22 protein-coding genes and 1 pseudogene are annotated in these 23,366 nt (G+C 37.6%); 5 read left to right on the top strand and 18 right to left on the bottom strand.

Translation table 11 applies throughout. The features are described 5' to 3' along the window. The first annotated feature begins 564 nt into the window (after nucleotides 1-564). The gene (locus HPT25_RS19875) at nucleotides 565-1,776 is read left to right on the top strand and encodes a glucose-1-phosphate adenylyltransferase (protein WP_173071303.1); all 1,212 of its coding nucleotides are present in this window, start codon (nucleotides 565-567) and stop codon (nucleotides 1,774-1,776) included. 280 nt (nucleotides 1,777-2,056) lie between these two features. On the opposite strand, the gene HPT25_RS19870 is transcribed toward HPT25_RS19875, so the two are convergent. The 4 genes and pseudogenes from HPT25_RS19870 to HPT25_RS28440 all read right to left on the bottom strand — a co-directional run. After that, nucleotides 2,057-2,200 carry a hypothetical protein gene (locus tag HPT25_RS19870; protein WP_173068203.1) on the bottom strand — a complete coding sequence of 48 codons (144 nt, stop codon included), beginning with the start codon at nucleotides 2,198-2,200 and terminating at the stop codon, nucleotides 2,057-2,059. Nucleotides 2,201-2,294: 94 nt separating this feature from the next. Beyond that, nucleotides 2,295-2,504 (bottom strand): hypothetical protein, encoded by a 210-nt coding sequence (locus HPT25_RS19865; protein WP_173068202.1) that lies wholly within the window; start codon nucleotides 2,502-2,504, stop codon nucleotides 2,295-2,297. Nucleotides 2,505-2,561: 57 nt separating this feature from the next. Further along, nucleotides 2,562-3,476 (bottom strand): type II toxin-antitoxin system SpoIISA family toxin, encoded by a 915-nt coding sequence (locus HPT25_RS19860; protein ID WP_173068201.1) that lies wholly within the window; start codon nucleotides 3,474-3,476, stop codon nucleotides 2,562-2,564. Between the two features lie 143 nt (nucleotides 3,477-3,619). After that, nucleotides 3,620-3,859, bottom strand: a pseudogene (locus HPT25_RS28440) (hypothetical protein); the annotation flags it as partial. Nucleotides 3,860-4,200: 341 nt separating this feature from the next. On the opposite strand from HPT25_RS28440, the gene xerS reads away from it, so the two are divergent. Both xerS and HPT25_RS19850 read left to right on the top strand, forming a co-directional pair. Next, nucleotides 4,201-5,283 carry a tyrosine recombinase XerS gene (gene xerS, locus HPT25_RS19855; protein WP_173068200.1) on the top strand — a complete coding sequence of 361 codons (1,083 nt, stop codon included), beginning with the start codon at nucleotides 4,201-4,203 and terminating at the stop codon, nucleotides 5,281-5,283. Between the two features lie 539 nt (nucleotides 5,284-5,822). After that, nucleotides 5,823-6,398, top strand: a complete 576-nt coding sequence (locus HPT25_RS19850; RefSeq protein ID WP_173068199.1) for a hypothetical protein — start codon at nucleotides 5,823-5,825, stop codon at nucleotides 6,396-6,398. Between the two features lie 479 nt (nucleotides 6,399-6,877). Here HPT25_RS19850 and gad read toward each other — a convergent pair whose 3' ends face one another. From gad to HPT25_RS19815, 7 genes are all read right to left on the bottom strand, one after another. Then, nucleotides 6,878-8,290, bottom strand: a complete 1,413-nt coding sequence (gad, locus tag HPT25_RS19845) for a glutamate decarboxylase (protein ID WP_173068198.1) — start codon at nucleotides 8,288-8,290, stop codon at nucleotides 6,878-6,880. A 198-nt stretch (nucleotides 8,291-8,488) separates the two neighbouring features. Continuing rightward, nucleotides 8,489-9,265, bottom strand: coding sequence for a YybI family spore inner coat protein (locus HPT25_RS19840; protein ID WP_173068197.1), 777 nt, complete (start codon nucleotides 9,263-9,265; stop codon nucleotides 8,489-8,491). 88 nt (nucleotides 9,266-9,353) lie between these two features. After that, nucleotides 9,354-11,792, bottom strand: coding sequence for a DNA topoisomerase IV subunit A (gene parC / locus HPT25_RS19835; RefSeq protein ID WP_173068194.1), 2,439 nt, complete (start codon nucleotides 11,790-11,792; stop codon nucleotides 9,354-9,356). Then, nucleotides 11,789-13,768 (bottom strand): DNA topoisomerase IV subunit B, encoded by a 1,980-nt coding sequence (parE, locus tag HPT25_RS19830; protein WP_173068191.1) that lies wholly within the window; start codon nucleotides 13,766-13,768, stop codon nucleotides 11,789-11,791. The genes parC and parE overlap by 4 nt, the downstream gene beginning before the upstream one ends. A 271-nt stretch (nucleotides 13,769-14,039) precedes the next feature. Continuing rightward, on the bottom strand, nucleotides 14,040-14,453 hold the full coding sequence (locus tag HPT25_RS19825; RefSeq protein ID WP_217269768.1) for a CoA-binding protein: 414 nt from the start codon (nucleotides 14,451-14,453) through the stop codon (nucleotides 14,040-14,042). Nucleotides 14,454-14,530: 77 nt separating this feature from the next. Beyond that, nucleotides 14,531-15,382: a sensor histidine kinase gene (locus HPT25_RS19820; protein WP_173068188.1), complete on the bottom strand. Its 852-nt coding sequence runs from the start codon at nucleotides 15,380-15,382 to the stop codon at nucleotides 14,531-14,533. A gap of 327 nt (nucleotides 15,383-15,709) precedes the next feature. Then, on the bottom strand, nucleotides 15,710-17,449 hold the full coding sequence (locus HPT25_RS19815; protein WP_173068185.1) for a glycosyl hydrolase family 18 protein: 1,740 nt from the start codon (nucleotides 17,447-17,449) through the stop codon (nucleotides 15,710-15,712). Nucleotides 17,450-17,622: 173 nt separating this feature from the next. Between HPT25_RS19815 and plsY the strand changes: the two genes are divergently transcribed. Together plsY and HPT25_RS19805 are read left to right on the top strand one after the other, a co-directional pair. Then, nucleotides 17,623-18,222, top strand: coding sequence for a glycerol-3-phosphate 1-O-acyltransferase PlsY (plsY, locus tag HPT25_RS19810; RefSeq protein WP_173068182.1), 600 nt, complete (start codon nucleotides 17,623-17,625; stop codon nucleotides 18,220-18,222). Nucleotides 18,223-18,334: 112 nt separating this feature from the next. Further along, nucleotides 18,335-18,508 (top strand): hypothetical protein, encoded by a 174-nt coding sequence (locus HPT25_RS19805; protein WP_173068179.1) that lies wholly within the window; start codon nucleotides 18,335-18,337, stop codon nucleotides 18,506-18,508. Between the two features lie 46 nt (nucleotides 18,509-18,554). Here HPT25_RS19805 and HPT25_RS19800 read toward each other — a convergent pair whose 3' ends face one another. From HPT25_RS19800 to HPT25_RS19770, 7 genes are all read right to left on the bottom strand, one after another. Continuing rightward, nucleotides 18,555-18,845, bottom strand: a complete 291-nt coding sequence (locus tag HPT25_RS19800; RefSeq protein ID WP_173071299.1) for a hypothetical protein — start codon at nucleotides 18,843-18,845, stop codon at nucleotides 18,555-18,557. A 33-nt stretch (nucleotides 18,846-18,878) separates the two neighbouring features. Continuing rightward, nucleotides 18,879-19,307, bottom strand: coding sequence for an acyl-CoA thioesterase (locus HPT25_RS19795; RefSeq protein ID WP_173068177.1), 429 nt, complete (start codon nucleotides 19,305-19,307; stop codon nucleotides 18,879-18,881). A gap of 15 nt (nucleotides 19,308-19,322) precedes the next feature. Beyond that, complete coding sequence (locus HPT25_RS19790) at nucleotides 19,323-21,653, bottom strand: AAA family ATPase (RefSeq protein ID WP_173068174.1); 2,331 nt, start codon at nucleotides 21,651-21,653, stop codon at nucleotides 19,323-19,325. 118 nt (nucleotides 21,654-21,771) lie between these two features. Next, the gene (gene tlp, locus HPT25_RS19785; protein ID WP_173068171.1) at nucleotides 21,772-21,999 is read right to left on the bottom strand and encodes a small acid-soluble spore protein Tlp; all 228 of its coding nucleotides are present in this window, start codon (nucleotides 21,997-21,999) and stop codon (nucleotides 21,772-21,774) included. A gap of 122 nt (nucleotides 22,000-22,121) precedes the next feature. After that, nucleotides 22,122-22,262 (bottom strand): acid-soluble spore protein N, encoded by a 141-nt coding sequence (locus HPT25_RS19780; protein WP_173068168.1) that lies wholly within the window; start codon nucleotides 22,260-22,262, stop codon nucleotides 22,122-22,124. A 66-nt stretch (nucleotides 22,263-22,328) separates the two neighbouring features. Beyond that, on the bottom strand, nucleotides 22,329-22,460 hold the full coding sequence (locus tag HPT25_RS19775; protein ID WP_007087036.1) for an FbpB family small basic protein: 132 nt from the start codon (nucleotides 22,458-22,460) through the stop codon (nucleotides 22,329-22,331). A gap of 262 nt (nucleotides 22,461-22,722) precedes the next feature. Then, entirely contained in the window at nucleotides 22,723-23,262 is a 540-nt protein-coding gene (locus HPT25_RS19770) for a TlpA disulfide reductase family protein (RefSeq protein WP_173068165.1), read from the bottom strand. Between the last annotated feature and the right edge of the window lie 104 nt (nucleotides 23,263-23,366).

The following is a 23,366-nucleotide window of genomic DNA, read 5'->3' as shown; positions in this document are numbered from 1 at the left end:
AGCAATGCCCCAGGCTTTTCTTATATTAAAAATTCGTATCCTAAATTTTATACTCAGAAAACTACACTAAAAATGAGTTAGTTTTAAATTCAAGTGTAATGAAAATTTGTGTTAAAATCATACAATGATAATGTTATAATCGTGTTTGTGTGAATGGAAATGGACAATAATAGCGAAAGGGGAATTTTACATGAAATGGATCATAAAGGCAGTAATAATAATTGATATTCTTATACTTTTGGCTGTTATTGGCGGTGAAGTTTTCTTTAGCATCTAAATACAATCATTCGATAGGGACTTGGGTATTTCCAAGTCTCTTTTTGTTTTTATGAAAAATAGTTCACGATATAGACATAGTTTTTCAAAATCTTTTATTGATAAATCGACACTTAAAGGCAAAATTTTTGAATGAATTTCTATAAATTAGGCTATCCTTAATAAAATTTATAGTGATTTTGTAAAATAAAGGTTAATGTAGTCGGATTTTTTAAATTTTCCATATTTAAGATGTTTGTTAAAATGAAAATCGCGAAAGGACTTGAAAATGATTTAGAGGAGGCAATGATGATTAAAAAACAAATAATCGCCATGCTTTTGGCAGGGGGAAGAGGGACACGCTTAAAAGAATTAACCCAGTTTATCGCAAAACCAGCTGTACCATACGGCGGAAAATATAGAATCATAGACTTTGCCTTAAGTAATTGCAGTCATTCCCGTATTAATACCATAGGGGTATTAACACAATATCAGCCCCATACATTGCAAAATTATATTGGTGATGGGAAGCACTGGGATTTAAATCGTAGAAACGGAGGCATCACTATTCTCCCGCCCTATCAATGTGAGGAAGGGGAGAAGTGGTACGAAGGTACGGCCCACGCAGTTTATCAGAACTTACGATTCATCGAAAGCCATAACCCAGAATATGTTCTCGTCATTTCAGGTGATCACATTTATAAAATGGATTATAGTAAAATGCTGGAGCAGCATAAAGAAACAAGGGCAGATGCTACTATTTCCGTGATTCATGTTCCATGGAGCGAGGCCTCCCGATTCGGAATCATGAATGTTGATTCTGTTTCACAAAGGATTCTGGAATTTGAGGAGAAGCCTAAACAACCGAAATCCAATTTGGCTTCAATGGGCATCTACATATTCAATTGGAAACTATTAAAAAGATATTTGGAATCAGAGGAAAGAAACCCAAAATCATCTAAAGATTTTGGAAAGGATATTATTCCAGCAATGATTCGTGATAAAAGAAATATGTATGCTTATCGTTTTCATGGTTATTGGAAGGATGTCGGTACGATTCAAAGCCTTTGGGAAGCTAATATGGATCTCCTTTCCTATAATACGAATCCCATTTTACAAAATGAAGAATGGCCCATTTACACGCATGAGTCGTCCCGGCAGCCATTATATTTAGATGCAAAGGGGAACATACATCAATCGTTAGCTTGTGATGGCTGTAAAGTGTTTGGCAAAGTGGAAAATTCCGTACTTTTTTACGGAGTGACTGTTGGAAAAGGAGCCGTAATTAAGGACTCTGTCATTTTTCCTAATGCACATATAGGGGAAAACGCCATAATTAATCGTGCGGTAATCGGGAGCGGGACCGTTATAGCTGCAAATGTCCAAGTGGGCGATGAAAATCCGTCAAGTGATATTACCTTAATCGGGGATCACCAAACGATCCAAATTCATGAGAAAGTAAAAGAAAAGTCTGTTATTATCATAGGTAATTCAGAAAACTTCATGAAAGCTAAAGGATAGGAATAATATAAGGTTCTCCGAGGTGTAACTATAATCGATTCGGCCGCAATCGGAGTTCCTAATTTGGAGGACTTTCGATGGTATGCAAGGTTGGTTTCTGGAGAAGATTAACGAAAGATCAAAAGATTAGATTATTAAAACAAAAAGCACATATTTAAAATCATATTTGACAGGGCTCATCAACGTGAAGAGGCTCTTTTTATTTAACCAAATGTATATCCTTCCAAGGAAGAGTTTTATGTTTTGATGGGAGTCAAAGAAAAACAGACGGGGATCTATCCTATCTGTTTTTCTTTAATTGCTTAATATTTTCATTCATTTTGCTATTCAAGTTTAGTAATAAACTATCATCCTTGTTCCGCTTGGGTAAAGTTCCTGATGGCTTATCTGTTAAAAAGGGGCTTTTCTTTTTTCTTTCACCCATTTCATCAACTCCCATACAAATCATGGTAAATATATACTGTTTGTATGGTCAAATTATGAGAATTTTAAACAAAAAAGACAGGAAAGTTCCTGTCTTATCGATTCGCTTCGCTGTAACGGCTGTCTTTTAATCGATCAACCGCTTCATCACTTCTCTTAAATAGTTCCCTTGTATATAACGATGGAGAAGTTTGTGGAACTGTCCGTGCAACCTTCTCTTGTAAAAAAGGAGACTTCGCTTTACCTTTGCGCCTTCCAACTAAAGGTACTACATTTCCTTCTGTTTTGTCATTACGCGTTGGCATTTTATCCACTCCTTTCCGATCTGTTAGCTTAATTCTATCAAACTTCCATTTTTTTATCTACAAAGTTAGCCAATTCGCTTGTTCATCTTGCGGTTTTTTCAACCAACTATGGATCAAAGACAGATTAATGATATGATCTACATCTATGTCCAACACATGTTCTTTTTCTGATTCGATCGAAATGACGACAGGATATACTTTTTCAAGAAAGGGAATCAGAACGGTGTGTTTGCTAATATGGACCACTGAGTTATCATTAATCGAATTCATTTGTTCTTCCGTAAGATTTACACCTAATACCGTACCTACTTCTTGTTTAAAATGGTGGTCATTGTCTTTCTTGAATACGGTAATCTCGTGTCTGCATGTTTCTCCATAGGAGAGTAAAAAATCCTCTAAACTTTCCCGATATACCTCTATTTCATGCCATTCTTGCGTCTCAAACGATGAAATCCGTATCATATCAAGGATGTTTGTGAATTGTAAACTTCTATTCTGCGTTTGAATAATTACCTTCTTCATTTCTTCGTTTACGCTTTCCACTTCATTGATCTGCTCCATTTCAGCTCCACCGATTTTCTTAATAGATGGAGTAAGGAACAAAGCTAAATCAATAAAGATAAACATCCCAGCTAACAAGGTGTATCGCTGCCACTGTTTTTCATCAAAACCTGTTTGATTAAGTAATAATACCATCCCAACAATAAACAAGAAATACCATGTTTTTCGCAGATTTTGTTTATGTTTTGTATAAAAGTTTTTAAATGCCCAACTTATGTAAAGATTGACGGCAGAAAATAAAATAAGTATAAACCACTTGTTTTCTTGAATAAAGAAGAGAATGGAATGAGCCCACAGCATCTTAACGATCAGCAAAATGATGACAAGAATGATGGGGATTAAAATTTTTAAAATATTTTTTGTTCCAGGCATCGAATACCATTTTCCATGCTCCTGTTGGTTTTCTTCCATATTCCACCTCCCAAATGATTATACCATATAACGACAAAGGTAAATATAAGTGGTAGTTTTAAAGAAACGTGTGAAAATTTTGGACCTGCCACGCCTTAAAACTACTACTATGACAAATGGAGCGCTCTTCACGTTAGAACCAACTAACGATGAAGGGGGTGCCTTTTTAAATCCAAGCCTTTTTTTAAGAGCTCAACACCTAGCTCAATTTCATCATAGGAAAGATGGCTAAAGCCAAGTTTGATGATTGGGTTATCGGCATTATTGTTAATAAAGTAGAGGGAGGTGGGACACACTTTTACACCATAAGAAGCAGCACGTTGGATAAACCATTCTTCTGATCGGTTCATGTGTAGTTTGACTAATATATACAAACCAGATTGAGAGCTTGAAAAATAAAATGAACAAGGGGAAATTCACGTTTCTCAGTGGATGCGTGAACATAGGAAAGGGTTATTTAAATGATTGACCCAATTATTACTGCTTGTTACGTTTAAAAATAAAATACTTAACTGAAAATGTTATGGAAATTGATTCAAAGTACGATTTTGAAGAAGGAGGTAAAAATATTTAGATTCCATACCATTTTCAATTGTATAAATAAAAGGGTGGAATAAACGTAATTATATTTTTAAAAATATAATTACGTAAAATATAAATTTGACGTAATAAAAGAAGGATTTTAAAAAGAGGGTGTAGAATTTAAATATAATGAGGTGAAAAAATGAAAAATCCGAACAAGCAAGAAAATTTCAAAAAGCTACAGTTGCTTCTTAATGAGCTCCCTTGGTATGTTGAGGAATATATCAATCATAAATTAAGGAAGCTTTCGACTGCATCATTATTTAATTACTGTCATGATTATAAAATCTTTTTCAACTGGATGATCAGCGAACAATTATGTAACGGCAACATGAAAGACATTCCGATTGAGCGCCTTGAACAAATGACAGTAATCGAGGTTGAAAATTTCTTAAACTATTTGCATTATCAATTAGAAAATAAAGAATTGACCGTAAACCGTAAACTATCTGCCTTGAAATCACTTTTTAATTATCTGCAAAATAAAGCGGAAACTCCTGATTTAAAGCCATATTTGAATCGTAATGTTATGGCAAAAATTGAGTTCAATGAAAATAAAGAAACAATGGAAACACGGGCAAATAAAATGGAAGGCAAAATTTTGCTAGGTGATGAATATGAGCGGTTCCGCCTTTTTATTGCACATGATTTTGGTGAAATGAATAAAGAAAATACAAAAACTTATAACTTTTATCAATTAAATAAAGAACGTGATACTGCTATCATTTCGTTAATTCTTGGCTCTGGACTTCGTCTATCTGAACTTGTCGGGCTTGATTTGGATGATATTGATTTCAGCAAATATTGTGCAAGAGTCATTCGTAAAGGTAATAAAGAACAATTCGTTTTTTTCAGCCAAACGGCCATGAATGATCTACAGGACTATTTAGCTGTTAGAAACACAAAATACGACGTTGATAAGCAAAATAAAGCCTTATTTATATCAGCACGCATTGGCCCTAAAGGAACTACACGAAGACTAACTGCAAGAGCTGTTGAGAAATTAGTTGAAAAGTATGCAGCAGCATTCGGTAAACCATCATTAAGCGTACATAAATTAAGACATTCATTTGCTACCAGGTATCATGCTGAAATTAATGATGTGCCGAAATTAAGGCGTCAACTCGGTCATTCATCCATCCAAACAACGATGATTTATACTCATATTAAGAATGATGACTTAAAAATTGCTGTTGATAAAATGGATATGCCCAAAGAACAATGAACAAGACACAAATAATAAACCAGCTGTCAGATCTCTATTACTGATAGCTGGTTTATTATAGTTTACATAATATATTTATAGTTAACATAAAATGAATTTGTCTCAAAATTCTAGTATACTTAAAATAGTGAGACAAAATAAATTTTTTACTTTAAATCAACTGAACATCTTCACCTAAGTAAACAGTCTGAAGGCATCCTATGATGATAATGAAAACTCCTCTTTTGTTACTGTTATTATCCTTTCTGTTCAAAGGAACATTCTAACGGTCAATCACAAAATTTGATCATAAGCTTGTTATCAGAAAAGTTTTCCATGTTAAAGAACACCTCCCTCCTCCCACAGTCTTTCCTTCATTCATAATAACGCCATTTTTTGAACTCATGCGCCCCCACCTCGAGTCATTTTCCATAGTTCCTAAAGGTGGTATGTAAGCTCTAATTCCAAAAATATGTGAATTAACCATAATGCTTGTCCCTTACAAAAGGAGCGCAAATTGCATTTACTATCTTAGTAGATCGAAAGGATGTGAATTATATATGTCAATTTTACGTACTGGACCATTTTTAGTGCCGAAAGTTACAAGCAAAGGAAATCCAATTACCCATTTGTTTATCACGTTCACTAATTTAAGTGGCAGAACGTTGAATGCAATATTACAAGTTCATCAAGGCTTCCCTCAAACACAAAAATATCCATCCGGGCCAGCTCTTCCACCTTCAAAGATGGTTGCGTCCCCGCCTGCAGCAATCAAACTTAAGATAGATTCTGTTGCGTTGTTAGCTCAACCAATCGTTGATCTTTCACCTACTCCATCCCCTACACCTGGAGGACAAGCTTCTCAAGTATTAAACGTTACCATTATGGGAGACGTTGCTCTTTCAGGTGACCTGATCGAAGTAAGTGTAACAGCAGGCTTCTCGGCAGATGGCGGACAGACATTAAATGATGCAGAATCGACAATGTTCTTTCGTAATCAAGATTTCATACCTGTAACTGGTCTTCATTTTCCTGAGGAAGGTTGTCACGAAAAAAGTATCCAACAACCACCTCATGAAGAAAAAGAATCAATATTTCAAGCTTTCAAAAATAAAATGAAAGATATTATGGATTAATAAAATAAAAGAATTTTAAACGGTCTCTGTCTTAAAAATTGTTGATGTGACATACTTCACAGAGTGATTTTTGGCAACTTCAATGGCAGTTAGTCTTTATGGAAATAAAAATAATTTCTAAGTTTAACCTTCCCACCTTTTTCGGAAATAAATAATCATCGCCCAACCTACCTCCTTCTATTTGGTAACGTTGGAATAAAAATAGCACTGACAATTCTTTTTAAAGGTGAGATAATTTAATCCTACCCAAAATTTGAAAAGCTCTTTCTTTAGTGTTTGCACTTTAGAAGGGGCTTTTTTTAACGATGTTTTTCAGTGCTGCCAGCTTCATATTAACCCTCCTCCCTCATTACCTATTGTTCATCCCTAATTTCAATAGATGTAAAAAAAGCTGCCCCAAAAGTTAATATCATAACTTTTGGGGCAGCCCATATATCATTCTGAACCTTTATTTAATTTCGACACATAAAGTTAAGTCATCAATGATGGAAGCCGTTGTCGCACTTCGTGTCATGCGGCATTGGGCCATCCAAGGAATCTAGAAATGAAACGGCCTGTTTAAGGTTCATTAAGAATAAGTGAGCCAGATCCATAGAAAAACCATTGCGAACCACCACACGCATAATTGTTATTTCTTCCATTTTCGGTGGTAATGGGTATGCCGGCACTTGCCAGCCAAATGTACGCAATTGCCGTGATAAGTCATATAGATTCCAATTTGATGTATGTCCTTCTTTCATCTTCCAAGCAAATACAGGAATATCTGAGCCATCTGTCATTAGTTCAAACGCTCCCATAGCTTGAATCTCCTTACTGAGGAAATGAGCCACTTCTTGACAGGCCTTTTGTACCTCATAATACCCTTCCTTGCCTAATCTTAGATAGTTATAATATTGCAGCAGTACTTGTGCACCGGGCCTTGAAAAATTCAAGGCGAACGTCGGCATATTCCCGCCCAAATAAGACACCCGAAAGATAAGGTCTTCAGGGAGATCTTCTGCCTCACGCCAAATCACCCATCCAAGTCCTGGATATACCAACCCATATTTATGCCCCGAGACATTGATCGACTTTACCCTTGGCAGCCGAAAATCCCAAACTAAATCTGGTTGTAGAAACGGCGCAATATATCCTCCTGATGCAGCATCCACATGTATTGGTATATCGAGCCCTGTTCTGGCATGCAGGTCGTCCAACGCTTTTGCAATGGCCTTCACCGGTTCATAAATACCTCTATAGGTCTCTCCAAGAATCGGCACCACACCAATTGTATTTTCATCTACAACAGCTAATACGCCCTCAGGATCAAGAAAAGGACGCTCCGGACTAATGTCAACATAACGTGGTTCTACATCCCAATAGTTAGCGAATTTTTCCCAAACGACCTGAACAGCGGAACTAAATACGATATTGGGTTTATCATACGGTTTTCCCTGTTTTTTACGTGCATTTTGCCAGCGCCTCTTTAATGCAAGCCCACCAAGCATACACGCCTCCGAGGATCCGGTTGTTGAAACACCAATCGTATGTTCTGGTTGGGGCGCATGCCAGAGATCGGCTAATATTCTTACACAGCGCTCTTCGATTGCTGCTGTCTGCGGGTACTCGTCTTTGTCAATCATGTTCTTGTCAAATGCATCTGCATATAAACGTTCTGCGGAGGGCTCCATCCAGGTAGTAACAAATGTGGCAAGATTGAGTCGAGCATTCCCATCTAAAGCAATTTCATCGTGCACAATTTGATACGCGGTTTCAGGTAACATTCCTTCATCACGCATCCGAAACCGTGGTACGAAATCCTCACCATTCCTACTGAAAAGAGGATTGACAGAAAATTCTTTAGGCAGCATATTTTGCATAATTTGAGCTTGACGCGGATGCCAATGCGGCATAAACTATTCACTCCTTAAAATAACTAAAACTTCTTATATTGTTTTGTGAATAACACCTATAAAATATGCATGAAAGAACTATTAGGAGAAAAATAAAAACGTGGGTTCCATCTATGTGCTTGAATTCAATATAAAAAACCCCTCCTGACCATGAAAAGATCCTGCCGGGGTTTCTCCATTATCTTTTTCTTTTAAATGTCAGGGTGACGGACTTTGAGATTCACTTCCGGGACTCCATACATCCGTTTTTATTAATTTCCAGTGATGATTGATTAAGTCCCATGTTGATTGTACATAAGCAATGGTATCTGTATTTGCAATGCCAGACACCCTTTGAATTCCTGTCAACCCCGTTTTTCCGCCGCCTAATGAGATGGGCTTGAGACTGCTAAAAGAATTAACTGTCAATTCCGTTGGTTCGTTTAGCCTTCCATTATAATAAAGCCCTAGCTGCTTATAATAAGCTGAACGGTCTTTTAAATCGAAATGATAAGTTTTTCCGGTATCTAGTATTCTTATTTCAGCTTGATAACCATTCATATATTTACTGTTTAATTTAAGAGGAGCTGGCACAGTTAAATCTGTTTGAATAAAGTTTTTCAATGTATATAAATAGTTTATCGTTGTTCCCTCACTTCCTCCTGTAAAAACAGTCACGAATACATCTTTCATTCCATCATGGTTTAAGTCTGCAAGTTGAAGGGCAGTTTTTGACCCGCTTTCAAATGGAAGCTTCAAATATTTTCCGTTTGATTCTTTAATATCTAGATAAATATTTTTTAAATACCCAGCATGGTCTTGATATGGAATTCCTTTTAATTGAAGGATTTCTTTTTTTCCATCACCAGTGATATCCGCTTCCGTTTTAGAAATGGTGATAAGTTTCTGTCTGGCTTCAAAAGCATAGCCTCCTGAAAGTGCCGTTAAAGAAATGACAACAACAATGATTAAAGCAAAAATAATTTTCTTTTTCATCCTAACCCTCCCCAAGCATTTATTTACCTATTATGCCCAGTTTTGGATCACAATAAAAAGACTCTCATATTTTTGAGAGTCTTTTGTGTTAATTACTTATGTTTTCTGGTGCTTCTACTTTCCAAACAGTGATAACTTTGCCATTTTCATCTTCATCTAAGAGGAATGAGCCATTTGAATATCGATCACCAAAACGAATATCTGCACCTTTTACTACTTCTGTATAGCCTTTTTCAGTTTGGATGAAAATATCATCCTCATCTTTCGCTGTTACAAAGCCCATAATTCTATGAGGGTTTGCTTTTAATTCTCTTAAAATGACGACACCTCGTTTAGCACGGGATGTTTTTTCAAATTCCGAAAGTTTCATTCGTTTAACGGCCCCGCGCTGAGTGGCAATCAAAATCGATTCCTTACTGCCAGAGGCAAGTATTTGACCGCTGACAACATAGTCATCCTCTTTTAAATTTATCCCCTTCACTCCTGCTGCACGAATACCGACAATACTGATTTCTTCCTCATCAAACCATAAGGAATAACCTAGATGGGTAACAATAAATACTTCTTTTGTACCATCTGTCAGGTGGACATCCACAACCTGGTCGTCCTCCTTCACGTTGACACCAACAAGTGGCTTAGAGTATCGCTGTGCCTGATATAGTTTTAATTCCGTTTTCTTGACCATACCGTTTTTCGTGATAAATACAAGGTAGGCAGCAAGATCAAAATCTTTAACTGGAATGGCCTTAATGATCTCTTCATCACGTTCAATCGGGATGAGGTTGGCCACGTGTTGTCCAAGATCCTTCCAACGAATATCAGGCAGCTCATGCACAGGGCAATATAAATAATTCCCTTTGCTCGTAAATAGTAGAAGGACATCCTTTGTATTCATCTCAAGCTGAGCAAAAAGACGGTCCGTTTCTTTCATTGCCAGGTCCTGTCCATTGGATGCGGCATATGATCGCTGGCTTGTTCGTTTCACATAGCCTTGCTTTGTAACGGTAACAATAACGTCTTCACTAGGAACCATGACTTCAAGATTGATTTTCAATTCTTCTATTTCAGCTTCAATTCTTGAACGGCGGTCATCGTTAAAGCGTTTCTTGACCTCTTTCAGTTCTTTTTTAATGACAGAAAGCAGTTTTTTCTCACTCGCTAAAATGCTTGTTAATTCCTCTATCTTTTTAGCCAATTCTTCAGCTTCATTTCTTAATGCTGTGATATCGGTATTTGTTAAGCGATATAGCTGCAAGGATACAATGGCTTCTGCCTGTAACTCAGAAAACGCATATTTGGCAATTAAATTATCCTTTGCATCGCGTTTATCCTTTGAAGCACGGATTGTGGCAATGACTTCATCCAAAATCGATAAAGCCTTCATTAATCCTTCTACAATATGCTGACGTTCCTTAGCTTTGTTCAGGTCGAACTCTGTTCTTTTCGTTACAACGTCTTTTTGATGCTCAATATATGCATCGAGCAATTGAAGCAGTCCCATTTGTTTTGGACGTTTATTGTGGATCGCAACCATATTAAAGTTGTAAGCAACTTGAAGGTCGCTATTTTTATATAAAAAGTATAAGACACCTTCTGCATCCGCGTCTTTTTTAAGTTCAATTACAATCCGGAGGCCTGTACGGTCTGTTTCATCACGGACTTCGGAAATTCCCTCAACTTTTCGGTCCAAACGGTACTCATCCATTTTTTTGACCAAGTTTGCCTTATTCACTTCATAAGGAATTTCTGTGATGACAATTTGCTGTTTGCCGCCGCGAATCTCTTCGATTTCTGCTTTCCCACGGATAATAATTTTTCCTTTACCAGTTTCATAGGCTTTTTTTATGCCGTCAATCCCTTGAATAATACCACCCGTCGGAAAATCAGGTCCTTTCACAACCGTCATTAATTCATCAACAGATACATCCGGCTTATCCATTCTCATGATTACACCGTCAATCACTTCGCCGAGTTGGTGAGGCGGAATTTCCGTGGCATATCCTGCGGAAATTCCTGTTGAGCCATTTACAAGCAAGTTAGGAAACATCGCCGGCAAAACAGTTGGTTCTTTAGAAGTATCATCAAAGTTCGGGATAAATTCTACCGTTTGTTTTTCGATATCGCGAAGAAGCTCGGCTGAAATCGCTGACAATCGCGCTTCCGTATAACGCATCGCTGCAGGCGGATCGCCATCCACGCTCCCGTTGTTTCCGTGCATTTCAATTAACACATTTCGCAGCTTCCAGTCCTGACTCATCCTGACCATTGCTTCATACACTGAGGAATCACCATGAGGGTGGTAATTACCTATCACATTACCAACTGTTTTCGCTGCTTTCCGAAATCCTTTATCATGTGTGTTGCCTTCCACGTGCATAGCATATAAAATTCTGCGCTGAACGGGTTTAAGACCGTCCCTGGCATCAGGGAGCGCGCGTTCTTGAATAATATACTTACTGTATCTTCCAAAACGGTCGCCAAGGACATCCTCTAAAGGCAGGTCTCGAAATTTTTCACTTGCACTCATCCTTCAGCTTCCTCCTCTGAGACCGTAATATTTTCATTTTCTAGAATGGTATCATCTTCTTCTAAACCGAAAGCTACATTACTTTCTATCCACTTACGGCGGGGCTCGACTTTGTCACCCATTAGTGTTGTCACACGTCGTTCCGCTCTTGCTGCATCATCAATTTTCACGCGAATTAGAGTCCGTGTTTCGGGATCCATAGTTGTTTCCCATAACTGGTCCGCGTTCATCTCTCCAAGTCCTTTGTAACGCTGAATAATATATCCTCGGCCCACTTTTTTTATGGCTGCCTGAAGTTCATCTTCATTCCAAGCGTATTCTATAATTTCATTTTTCCCTGTTCCTCTGCTGACTTTATAAAGCGGCGGAAGGGCAATAAAGACTTTTCCTGCTTCCAAAAGCGGCTTCATATATCGATAGAAGAAGGTAAGCAAAAGAACTTGGATATGGGCACCATCCGTATCGGCATCTGTCATGATAATGATTTTGTCGTAGTTAATATCATCCACATTAAAATCAGAGCCAACTCCGCCACCAATGGCGTGAATGATGGTATTGATCTCTTCATTTTTAAAAATGTCTGACAGTTTCGCTTTCTCCGTATTGATGACTTTTCCTCTTAATGGTAAAACAGCTTGGAATCTGCGATCTCGGCCCTGCTTGGCAGATCCTCCTGCAGAATCACCCTCTACAAGATAGAGCTCATTCCTTTGTGGATTTCTAGACTGTGCAGGTGTAAGTTTTCCTGAAAGAACTGTTTCCGAACGTTTTTTCTTTTTCCCGCTTCTTGCATCCTCACGTGCTTTTCTTGCAGCTTCCCGTGCTTGAAAAGCTTTAATGGCTTTTTTCACAAGAAGGGAGCTGATATCCGGATTTTCTACTAACAGGTAAGAAAGATGTTCGGAGACGACGGAGTCAACCGCAGATCTTGCTTCACTTGTCCCCAATTTACCCTTTGTTTGCCCTTCAAATTGAAGCAGTTCTTCCGGAATTCTGACAGAAATAATCGCTGATAACCCTTCACGTATATCAGCACCATCAAGGTTTTTATCTTTCTCCTTCAAGAAACCTGCTTTTCGGGCATAATCATTGAATACTCTTGTCAAAGCAGTTTTGGCACCTACTTCGTGCGTACCGCCATCTTTGGTGCGAACATTGTTGACAAACGAAAGAACATTTTCTGAATAGCCGTCATTAAATTGAAAGGCAAACTCTATTTCAATCCCGTTTTGGCTGCCTTCAAAGCTGACAACAGGGTGGAGAACATCTTTTTCTTCGTTTAAATATTCAACAAATGCTTCAATTCCGTTTTCAAAATGAAATTCTTCATGAAAATCATTACGCATATCAATTATTTCGATTTTTAAACCTTTTAACAAGAAGGCAGATTCCCTCAGCCGTTCACATAATGTTTCAAAGTTATAGGTTGTGGTTGAGAAAATCGTCGGATCCGGCTTGAAATGGATGGTTGTTCCAGTTTGATTGGTTTTCCCGATCTTCTCAAGTGTTGTGACCGGATTGCCTCCGTTCTCGAAACGTTGCTCATATATAAATCCGTCCCGCTTGATCGTGACGGTTAACCATTCTGATAACGCATTAACTACAGATGCACCGACGCCATGCAATCCGCCGCTCGTTTTATAACCGCCCTGCCCAAATTTCCCCCCAGCATGAAGCACTGTCAAAATAACCTCTGGTGTGGGTTTTCCCATTCTATGCATCCCAGTTGGCATTCCGCGGCCTTTATCTATGACACTTATGGAATTATCTTTGTGTATTTTTACAATGATGTGATCACCATATCCAGCGAGGACTTCATCGACAGAATTATCTACAATCTCATAAACAAGATGGTGCAGACCCCGCGAATCGGTGCTGCCAATATACATCCCAGGACGCTTTCTGACGGCTTCCAAGCCTTCTAGCACCTGTATGGCATCATCATTATAATCAAAAGCTTGCTGATTCCTTGCCACTAAAATTCCCCTTTCATTTCCTTCAAAAAGAAACAACTTCTATTTGCACATTCAAAATGTATGATTCAATATGAATGAGTAGGAAAGAACAAATGTTTGCTAATTCATTTTATCATATATTCTCGAAGCGTCTATGCTATATTTTAGCGATTTATTTCGATTTGGCAAATACCGAATTTAAAACAATCTCAAAATCAAACGGATTCACTAGAAAATTTTGGATAAAAACGAAAAAAAGCTGCATTATTTTGGCAGCTTTTCATCCAGATTTTTACTTCGTTAAAGCATGCATTACTTTAATACAACGATCCATGATCACGGTGAATCCTTTACCTTTTAATAATTCGTAAGCTTCTTCATTTACTAATCCCTGCTGTGCCCAAAAAACATCAGCATCTACCTCAAGAAATTCTTTAGCCACATCCAGCAATTGTTCGGAACGACGGAATACGTTAACAATGTCGATATGCCCTTCAATATCTTTTAATGAGGCTATAGCCTTTACACCAAGCGCTTCATCAATGACCGGATTGACAGGAATAATCTCATAGCCTGCCTGCTGCATTACTTTAGAAACTTGGTAAGAGGTTCGATCAGGTTTATTGCTTAAGCCAACGACGGCAATGCGTTTAGATTTTTTTAAAATAGCTCCAATTTCTTCAAGACTCGGGTTTTCGATTGCCATAACTTCACTCCTCAAGTATTTTACTTTATTTTACCTACAAAGTATAAAAATATAAAATAAAACATTTCCAGCGAAAGTTATTTGTTCGCTAGTGTTGCGGTAAATTCCTTTTCTATTAAGGTTGCTGCCTTTGGTACAGATAAACTGAATTTCGCTCCATTGCTGGTGTTTTCGACAGATACCATCCCGCTCATATTTTCCACTATCATTTTAGTCATATAAAGACCGAAACCAGTACCTTGAGGCTTGGTTGTAAAATAAGGATCAAATATTTTTTGAAGGAGTGATGGTTCAATCCCGCCCGCATTATCAATAAATTCTGCTGATACGAATTTTTCCGATTCGGATAATTTAATTATTAGTTTACGATTATTGATCGTATTGGCCACAAAAGCATCCCTGGCATTTGAAAGGATATTGAGAACCACAAGCCCGTATTCATTTGGATAGCCATAAGCGATTTGCTGGCCGCCAAATTTAAATTCTACTTGAATCCCATGTTTTTTTAAGCTAATTGAAAAGATGGACAATGCCTCTACAATCGAATCTCCTACAGAAAAAGCACTTTTTTCCTTATTCGGTTTGTAAAATCTGCGAAAATCATTGATGGTCTGAGACATATTTTTTATGATAACCATTCCTTCTCTCGTAAATTGATCGATATAATGGTCATCAATTTCACCAAATTCCAATGCCTCCCTTACATCTTGAAGCAACAGTGTCAAATTGTTTAAAGGCTGACGCCATTGATGACTGATATTCGCCACCATTTCTCCCATCGCCGCAAGCCTTGAGTGCTGAATAAGGATCTGGTCTTTTTCTTTATTCTTGATTATTTCCTCTTGCAGCTGCTTTTCTAAAATTCTGCTCAGATTTTCATATTTTTCGGCAAGATCACGATAATATTTTTCATTCTCACTTAGTTTCATTTTCATTCGCTCCCTTTAATTCCATTTGGGCAATTAAAAGATAAACCGACTCATACAGTGAATTTTATGGCCGGTTTCCAAATATAGTATTTTTATTCCTAGAACTATTATATTTGTTCGCGGTTTATTCTTCTATATACGTAACAAATGGTTTGAAAATTCTCCATATATTTGTAAAGAAAAAGCCGTTTAAAATTCAAAAAGGCTGGATCTTTCACCAGCCTTTTTTGGCCGATAGGAAAACTTTCCTATCAGGCATAAGGGCAACTACGCCTCTGTCTTCGCCCTGTCGGGCTCGCCAATCGGCGAGTTTTCTTTATTCGAATATTATTTTTTTGCCATATTTTTATCTGTTTCTGGGGTTAATGCTGTCCATGCTGTTTGGTCGCCAAAATTTCTTGACCAGCTGGCCACTCCTGCCAGATGATATTTTTCAGCTAATTGCACACGTTTGGTTAAAGACATCTCATCTTCCAACCATATTTTATAAGTGGTATCTTCGTTTGGCGCAGAATATTGTGCATAGTTTTGTCCGCTTTGCTTGTCGTAAGTTGGCACGATCCCTTTTGATGCAAGCCATGATTTTGCCGTATCCATCGAAACTGCTTTTGATGTTATATGAACGGAACCATCGGGATTGGTTTGTTCCTTCCAAAGCCTTGAAAACAAGGGAACACCAAGTACTAGTTTTTCTTTAGGTACCTCGGTGAGTAAATTTTTCAAATTGCTTTCCACCCACGGAAGACTTGCAACACTTCCTTCGCCTGTAACAGCACTTGTGTGTTCATCATAAGCCATGACAATAAGATAATCAGCAATTTGTGAAAGCTTTGACCGTTCATAAAAAGACGACCATTTATTATGATCTCCTGAAGGGAACGTAATGTCCATCGATACAATTAATCCTGCAGCATGGAAATAAGGAGCCGCCTCCTTTACAAGCTGGGTAACAAGCTGTCCATCTTCCTCATTCACATTTTCGATATCAAAGTTGATGCCTTGTATTTGATATTGCTTACTACAACGAAGCAACTGCCTGATAATGTTCTGACGGTTTTCAAAGTTTTTCAATGTTTGAAAAGTGAGTCCTGGGTCAAACGAATTGGAGAACGCTCCCCATACTTGATAGCCTTTTTGATGAGCCCATTTGCTATATTGCAATGAAGCCTTGTTCTTGATTGCTCCTTTTTCACTAGCCAGTGAAAACCATGTGGGTGAAACAACATTGATGCCTGGCATAACCGGCAGGGTGGATGATGCTGGAGTTTTCGTATATACGGCTTCCCAAGTCAAGTTAAGTGGTCCATTTATTTTCGGCAGTGAATATGTTACAGATGTTTGTGCAATATTGATTTTTACTTTATCTTCCGTTTTCACATAATCTTTTTTAATATAACCGCCGATTCCATTTGCTTTCCTGACGAAATAATATCCATCCTTTTCTCTCTCAATAAAAACAGGTTCATGATTACTTGTCTCTGCAGTATATGGTGTTCGAACACTAGCACTTGTTCTTAGTCTAAGCCAATCCGCTTTAGCACTGTCAGCTGCTATTGTCCCATTCGTGTATTCCTCTCCAGCTCTTTGGATCCATACAGCATGGCTCTCTGGTAGCCTTTTATACTGAACAGGGTAAATCGAAAGCAGCAAATCTAATTCCGCAAAAACATCTCCGTCTTTTGTAATTATCGGTGCTTGCTGTATTTTCTTCTGCTTCCCATTTACATAGTACTTTAAAGAATTAAGAGGCAATTGCACAACCTTATCATTACTAGTAATAATAATGGATTTTGATTGTTCGTCCATTATAACGGAATTGTCTAAATCCTTTTTTAAAAAGCTCAAGGGAATGTAAACTTTATTCTTCTCGATTAAAGCATTTCCCTGTTGAGCCCCTTTATAAATAATTGGATTCAAACCATGAAAATACACAGTTTTCTCAGTTGATGCGAACGGATAAAATAAAAAAAAGATCGCAGAAATAACCAGAATAAAGGCAGCGATCAATCCAAAAAATATTCCTTTTGCTGATAAACGCCGTTTTTTTGATAATTCTATTTGTACCATTAAACTTCCTCCCTTTTTCTATCCTAAAATATCTTATTGGAATTGGAAAGAGATTTTTCTCCTATCTCCGTTTGGTTCTTCAATTTAAAGGATAGAAAAAGTATAATGGTGTTTTTTCGTGTTTCCATGGTAAAATAGATACTGGATCTTTCTATTAAAAGGAGAATACGTTAATGATTCAAATAATTATCATCTTGGTTCTGGCTTATTTACTTGGTTCCATACCTTCGGGTTTAATTATTGGAAAGGCATTTTATAATACCGATATACGCCAGCATGGCAGCGGCAATTTAGGTGGAACCAATACATTTCGAACCCTTGGTGTAAAAGCGGGATTGGCCGTAACCCTTTCCGATATTTTAAAAGGAACATTAGCAGCAGCATTACCTATGATTTTTCACCAAGATCTGATTCCATTGGTACCAGGAATATTAGCCGTTATTGGTCATATTTACCCTATCTTTGCAGGATTTCGCGGTGGAAAAGCTGTTGCAACTTCCGGTGGAGTAATCTTGTTCTGTGCACCACTATTATTTATTACGGTCATAATTGCCTTCTTTATTTGCCTGTACATATCAAAATATGTTTCTCTATCATCTATGGTAGCAGGTGTTGTTGGCATCCTATATGTCATCGTTATGGGTTTTATCCAGAATTTTAATATCCCTTTGCTCGTTACGATCATTCTGTTGACGTCGTTCGTCTTCTATCGCCACAGGGCAAATATTAAGAGAATCATGAATAAAACAGAACCAAAGATTAAATGGCTATAAAGGAACCTCGTGTTCCTTTTTTTCATGAAACTTTCATAATTCTGCCAGCTATTTCGTAGTATTTAGAGTACAATGTACTTATAAATATTACCAATCGTTGGAGGGGATTATCGTGCAAAAGATCGGACATGAATATATATTTTCAACTGAATTAACTAAAAGTACTGATATAAATGAGTTTATCATCGAATTTTATTGCGAGAACGAATCCGAAGAATCTCCAGTAAAGGTAACAAGAAATTTCGACGAACTGCTTGATTTTTTTGAAGAACTGGATTTGAACTAACGAAAAATTATATAAAAAGCGGAGTTTCATAAAAACTCCGCCTTTTTTACCATATATGATGCAACAGCCCTTCTTCTTTCAGGATCTCGATTTGTTTTTTACCAAGTAAATCAAAGTGAGAATATCCGTCTGCCCGGTGATGGATCCATTCCTTACGTAATCCGTATTTTTGCCCCCAGGCTGCCAGTTTTTCTAGGTTGCTACAGCCAACCTTTGTAACTGATTTACTCTCTGGAAATCGATCATCAAGCCAATAATGAGTTAAAAAGGCGATCTCACCGCGATCAATTTTCATTTTCCACTCGACTAAATCTTGTTTCCTTATCCCGAAAGCCACCTTAACACCTTCATTCCAATTCAAATTGAGCTTCTATTTTTTCTTTATTTCTTCATATTTTAAATACCATTCCGGGAATGCCTTTTTAAATGATGCCGGCCTAAAATTATCTTTTTTCACGATAATATGTGTGGAAGAGCCTTCTGCACATAATTCATCATTTCCGTTTAATATTTGATATCCATAAATTGTTTTGATTCCATCATTGTGGTCTACCCATGTATGGACATAGGCCTTGTCTCCATAACGGAGAGGTTTTCTATAGGTAACCTGAATATCATAAACTGGTGCAAAATATCCAGAATCTTCCATTCCAACATAACTAAATCCTAAATCCTCAATCAAACCGGTTCTGCCTAATTCAAAGAATTTTAAATAATTGGCATGATAGATCACGCCCATCATGTCAGTATCTGCGTAATATAAATGAATTTCTCTTGTAGAAACAAAATGATTGTCCATTTTCAGCTAATCCTTTCAATCTAATTTCAATTGTTTATTAAAAACAGCATATACGTCATCTGTATCGAGGTAGATAGCTTTTTCATCTAAAGCGTCATTGTCGGAAAGAGTCATAAGCCTTGCTGCTTGTACTTGTATCAATTCATCCACCGTATTTGTAGCAAAACGACCATTGCCGCTAAAACTCTCAGAGTTCAATAGCCTCTTTAGCAATTCATTTGCCTCTTCTGTGAGCTTGTATTGATAGCTTTCAGCATAGGAATTCATAATTTCGAGCAATTCCTCGGATGGATAATCAGGAAAGAAAAAGAACTTTTTAAATCTTGAACGCAATCCAGGGTTACTTTCTAGGAGTTCGTCCATTTGGTCAGGATAGCCCGCAAGCACCACTACCAAGTTTTCATTATGCCTTGTCATCTCATCAACTAGAGTATCGATGACTTCTTTTCCAAAATCACCTGCACTCTGGCTTAGAAGAGAATATGCTTCATCAATGAATAAAACTCCGCCAAGGGCCTCCCTGATTTTTTTCTTTGTTTTAATAGCCGATTGCCCCACATATCCTGCTACAAAGTCTGCTCTGCTTGTAACAATTAAGTGGCCTCTTTTTAAAATACCGCACTCCTTAAGAAGCTTCGCATAGATTTTTGCGACTGTTGTTTTACCTGTCCCAGGATTACCGGTAAAAACAGAATGAAGTTGTATGGGGACTGGCGGCAAACCTTTATTCCTTCTAAATTGCTGTATTTTTACAAAGGAAATCAGTTTTTGCATTTCTGCTTTTAATGCTTCCATCCCAATTAAATTTTCCAGGAGGTCATTTGGTGATTCATCACGATCCACATGCTGTATTTGAAAATCTTCTTTATTTAAAAGCATATAATGAATGATTGCTTTTGGGTCAGTCCCTTGTACAGTAGAGCCCTTTCTAAAAATAGCCTCTAAAATGATATTAGACACGGTTCTGGCATTACCAAAGGTGTCATCAACTTGCTCACGCTCTAAGCGATGAGCAATTTCAATTTTTGCATCATCTGTAAGGAAATAATCGTTATCTTGCGCTGCCTTCTCCGCAATTTGAATTAATTCCTCCATCGAATAATTTTCCAAATGGATCATATTCGACTGTGGAAAACGGCTTCGTAAGCCGGGGTTGGCCTGTAAAAATATACGCATTTCCTCAGGATATCCAGCCAATATCACCGCAAATTTACCGCCAAATTCTTTCCCTGTCATCAAAGAGACAAGAGTGTCAATAGCGGTTTGGCCATAATCATTTCCGGACTGACCTTCCCGTTTTAAGCTATACGCCTCATCAATAAACAAAACGCCTCCAACTGAGCGTTCGACGACTGACCGGACGTTTTCCTCTGTCTGACCCACAAAAGAACCGACTAAATGGGAACGGTCTGCCTCAATCACTTCTTCACGTGGAAGTACACCAAGCTCATGATAGATTTTGGCCATTAATCTGGCGATTGTCGTTTTCCCGGTCCCCGGATTTCCGGTCAGAATCATGTTGAGACTTAATTCATCTTTCATTTTGAAGCCAAGTTCTTTTCTTTGCTTCTGATATTTTAGAAACTGATAGAAATCATGTACCCGGTTTTTCACTAAATCCATGCCAATTAACATATTTAGTTCATCAAGTGCATGATTCTCAGGTTCAACCTTCGGCTCCTTATCAGAAAAGATCTCCAGCCATTTATGTTTGATTTCTTCCACATTCGTTAAACACAGCTTTAAATTGTCTAAATAAGTTGAGGTATGGAATACCCCAATAATGGATTGTTCATATTCTTCAACTGCTTTTAATAAACTTGCAGTTGCTTCAATGGCATCACGTAATAGTTCATAAAGATCTTGGTATTTATTGAACAAAGCCTGATCGGCAATGGTTGAGGCCAAATTGCTTTTCGTTTGTAAGTCCTCCAATGGTTCTTCGGAAGTATTCAAAAAGTCTTGGCAAATTTTTATATATTGCTCTGCCATTTTCTTTTTGGCTGTGCGATTATCCGTTTCCCTCATAGGAGGAAATGATAGCTTTGCCATAAATCCTCTGAATTTTTTCCAATCGGAATGGAGAGATATTTCTTTTGCCATTCGATTACTGGGATCTAATTTTAATGCATTTTCAAGCCAAATTTCAGCTACATGGTCACGGGAAATTCGTTTGATTCGCGATTGCGAAGCAATGGTAAAAAGTCTGGAAAGTCTCGATGGATCAGATTCCTCACTTAAGGCAATGATTAATTGATTTTCATTTGCAATCGTTCCATATTCCCTAAGCTCTTTTTCCCACATTAAAATATTGTCAATTTCCGGTTGATTAACTTGTTGGGTCATTTCATCACTTCTTCTGTAAAAAATTCTCTTTCATCTTACCATATGCCTCTTGCATTTACGAAATATAAGGCATTAAAAAAGAATCAGTTCAAAACGAACTGATCCCACTCAACATTTATTATTTACTTCGATTTGCCTCGTCTTTAATCTCAGAACGGAAAGAATCAATACTTTCCCTTCTGCGGTCGTTTTTCGCTTCAATTTGCTGGCGCTGTTCTTCACTATCCGTGTACCTTAGTGATTCTTCGGCAGCCTCCATATTTTCAATCGTATGATGTATCATGGACTGCAATTTTTCCACATTATCGCTGCGATCATCTGGTTTTGGTTTATTGGGATAGTTCATGTTATGACCTCCTAAAGGTGTATTTGATACACATTTAGTTTGTAACGAAGGATAAAAAATATCACAAAAATTTTTCGCTCAAAAAGACCCAGGTTTTGTAAGCCTGGGTCCCCCAATTTTTATTATTCGCCTTTCGTTTGCATCACTTGTGCGTGTTCGCCGGATTTATCCTGCATTTGCTTTCCTTTATTACCACCGAAGCTTCTCGGTTGTGTACCAATGTGAGTTGGTCTAAATCGTTTTGTTTGATATCCTTTTCCCATATCTCATCCCTCCTTATGTACATTTTGTCCATTAAGGAATGTAAACATGATTGGTAATCAATGTGATTACTCTGCCTTTCCCAAACGCTTTTCCTCAAGGCGCTGTTCAATTTTTTCCATTGCAGCACGATCCTTCAAAAGTTGTGATTTATTTTCAGATACAAGTTCTGCGAACGAACGTTTTCTTGGTTTTCTCATCATTATCACCTTCCTTATGACTTATTGTAACAGTTATTATTTCCGGAAACGCTTGCAATTATTACAACTTTTTGAAAATTTAATCGTGTCTTAAAAATTAGACGCTGTTATATTGGACTATAGATTTCCGTTACAATCAGCATAGGATAGCCAATAAAGAAAACTCGCGATTGGCGAATTCGTTAGGCGTAGTTGCGGCTTATGCCTAATAGGAAAGCTTATTGGAAAATAAAAAAAGACAGTGGCTTGGCCAATGTCTTTCCTATTTTAAAATGCTCATATTATCGTTCATATCGGCAAGCTTCATTTGACCGACAATTTTATTCTGAATAATGCCATTGCTGTCAATAAAATAAGTAGTGGGAATGGAGATGATTTGATAAGTTCCATTTACCTTATCATCCGTGTCAAGAAGGATCGGGAAAGTAATTTTATTTTCCTTTACAAAACCCTTTACATCCAATTGCGGATCAATATTAACTGAAAGGATCGCTGTATTATTACCCGCTGTTTTGTAAAACTGCTCAATTTCCGGCATTTCCGCTTTACATGGCGGGCACCAAGTGGCCCAAAAATTTAACATGACTTTCTTGCCTTTTAAGCTGGATAATTTCACTGTTTCACCGGTTAACGTTTTTAATTCAAAATCAGGCGCCTTTGCTCCGATTTCTAAACTGTTTTTTTGAGCAAGGCTGTGCTTTGATGCGGCATCGGGTTTTTCTTTGTTTTTATCCATGGCCTGTACTATCGCTACTGTCAGCAGGCTAATTAATACTACTGAAGCAAGAACCTTTTTGAACAACCCGGAGTCCTCCTTTAATCGATGTTCTGCTATATCGATTTTACACTATAAACCCAGTTATTACAAAATGTGCATTTGCTAATTTCGTGAACTGATCGGAATAA

This window comes from Neobacillus endophyticus, assembly GCF_013248975.1.
Classification (GTDB): Bacteria; Bacillota; Bacilli; order Bacillales; family Cytobacillaceae; genus Neobacillus; species Neobacillus endophyticus.
The sequence above is the reverse complement of the archived record's forward strand: the minus strand, read 5'-3'. Positions and strand labels throughout refer to the sequence as shown.

What these genes read in the sequence shown, in the direction of transcription:
- HPT25_RS19875 (WP_173071303.1), top strand. Translation starts at nt 565, where the DNA reads ATGATTAAAAAACAAATAATCGCCATGCTTTTGGCAGGGGGAAGAGGG.
- HPT25_RS19870 (WP_173068203.1), bottom strand. Translation starts at nt 2,200, where the DNA reads ATGGGTGAAAGAAAAAAGAAAAGCCCCTTTTTAACAGATAAGCCATCA.
- HPT25_RS19865 (WP_173068202.1), bottom strand. Translation starts at nt 2,504, where the DNA reads ATGCCAACGCGTAATGACAAAACAGAAGGAAATGTAGTACCTTTAGTT.
- HPT25_RS19860 (WP_173068201.1), bottom strand. Translation starts at nt 3,476, where the DNA reads ATGGAAGAAAACCAACAGGAGCATGGAAAATGGTATTCGATGCCTGGA.
- xerS (WP_173068200.1), top strand. Translation starts at nt 4,201, where the DNA reads ATGAAAAATCCGAACAAGCAAGAAAATTTCAAAAAGCTACAGTTGCTT.
- HPT25_RS19850 (WP_173068199.1), top strand. Translation starts at nt 5,823, where the DNA reads ATGTCAATTTTACGTACTGGACCATTTTTAGTGCCGAAAGTTACAAGC.
- gad (WP_173068198.1), bottom strand. Translation starts at nt 8,290, where the DNA reads ATGCCGCATTGGCATCCGCGTCAAGCTCAAATTATGCAAAATATGCTG.
- HPT25_RS19840 (WP_173068197.1), bottom strand. Translation starts at nt 9,265, where the DNA reads ATGAAAAAGAAAATTATTTTTGCTTTAATCATTGTTGTTGTCATTTCT.
- parC (WP_173068194.1), bottom strand. Translation starts at nt 11,792, where the DNA reads ATGAGTGCAAGTGAAAAATTTCGAGACCTGCCTTTAGAGGATGTCCTT.
- HPT25_RS19825 (WP_217269768.1), bottom strand. Translation starts at nt 14,453, where the DNA reads ATGGCAATCGAAAACCCGAGTCTTGAAGAAATTGGAGCTATTTTAAAA.
- HPT25_RS19820 (WP_173068188.1), bottom strand. Translation starts at nt 15,382, where the DNA reads ATGAAACTAAGTGAGAATGAAAAATATTATCGTGATCTTGCCGAAAAA.
- HPT25_RS19815 (WP_173068185.1), bottom strand. Translation starts at nt 17,449, where the DNA reads ATGGTACAAATAGAATTATCAAAAAAACGGCGTTTATCAGCAAAAGGA.
- plsY (WP_173068182.1), top strand. Translation starts at nt 17,623, where the DNA reads ATGATTCAAATAATTATCATCTTGGTTCTGGCTTATTTACTTGGTTCC.
- HPT25_RS19795 (WP_173068177.1), bottom strand. Translation starts at nt 19,307, where the DNA reads ATGGACAATCATTTTGTTTCTACAAGAGAAATTCATTTATATTACGCA.
- HPT25_RS19790 (WP_173068174.1), bottom strand. Translation starts at nt 21,653, where the DNA reads ATGACCCAACAAGTTAATCAACCGGAAATTGACAATATTTTAATGTGG.
- tlp (WP_173068171.1), bottom strand. Translation starts at nt 21,999, where the DNA reads ATGAACTATCCCAATAAACCAAAACCAGATGATCGCAGCGATAATGTG.
- HPT25_RS19780 (WP_173068168.1), bottom strand. Translation starts at nt 22,262, where the DNA reads ATGGGAAAAGGATATCAAACAAAACGATTTAGACCAACTCACATTGGT.
- HPT25_RS19775 (WP_007087036.1), bottom strand. Translation starts at nt 22,460, where the DNA reads ATGAGAAAACCAAGAAAACGTTCGTTCGCAGAACTTGTATCTGAAAAT.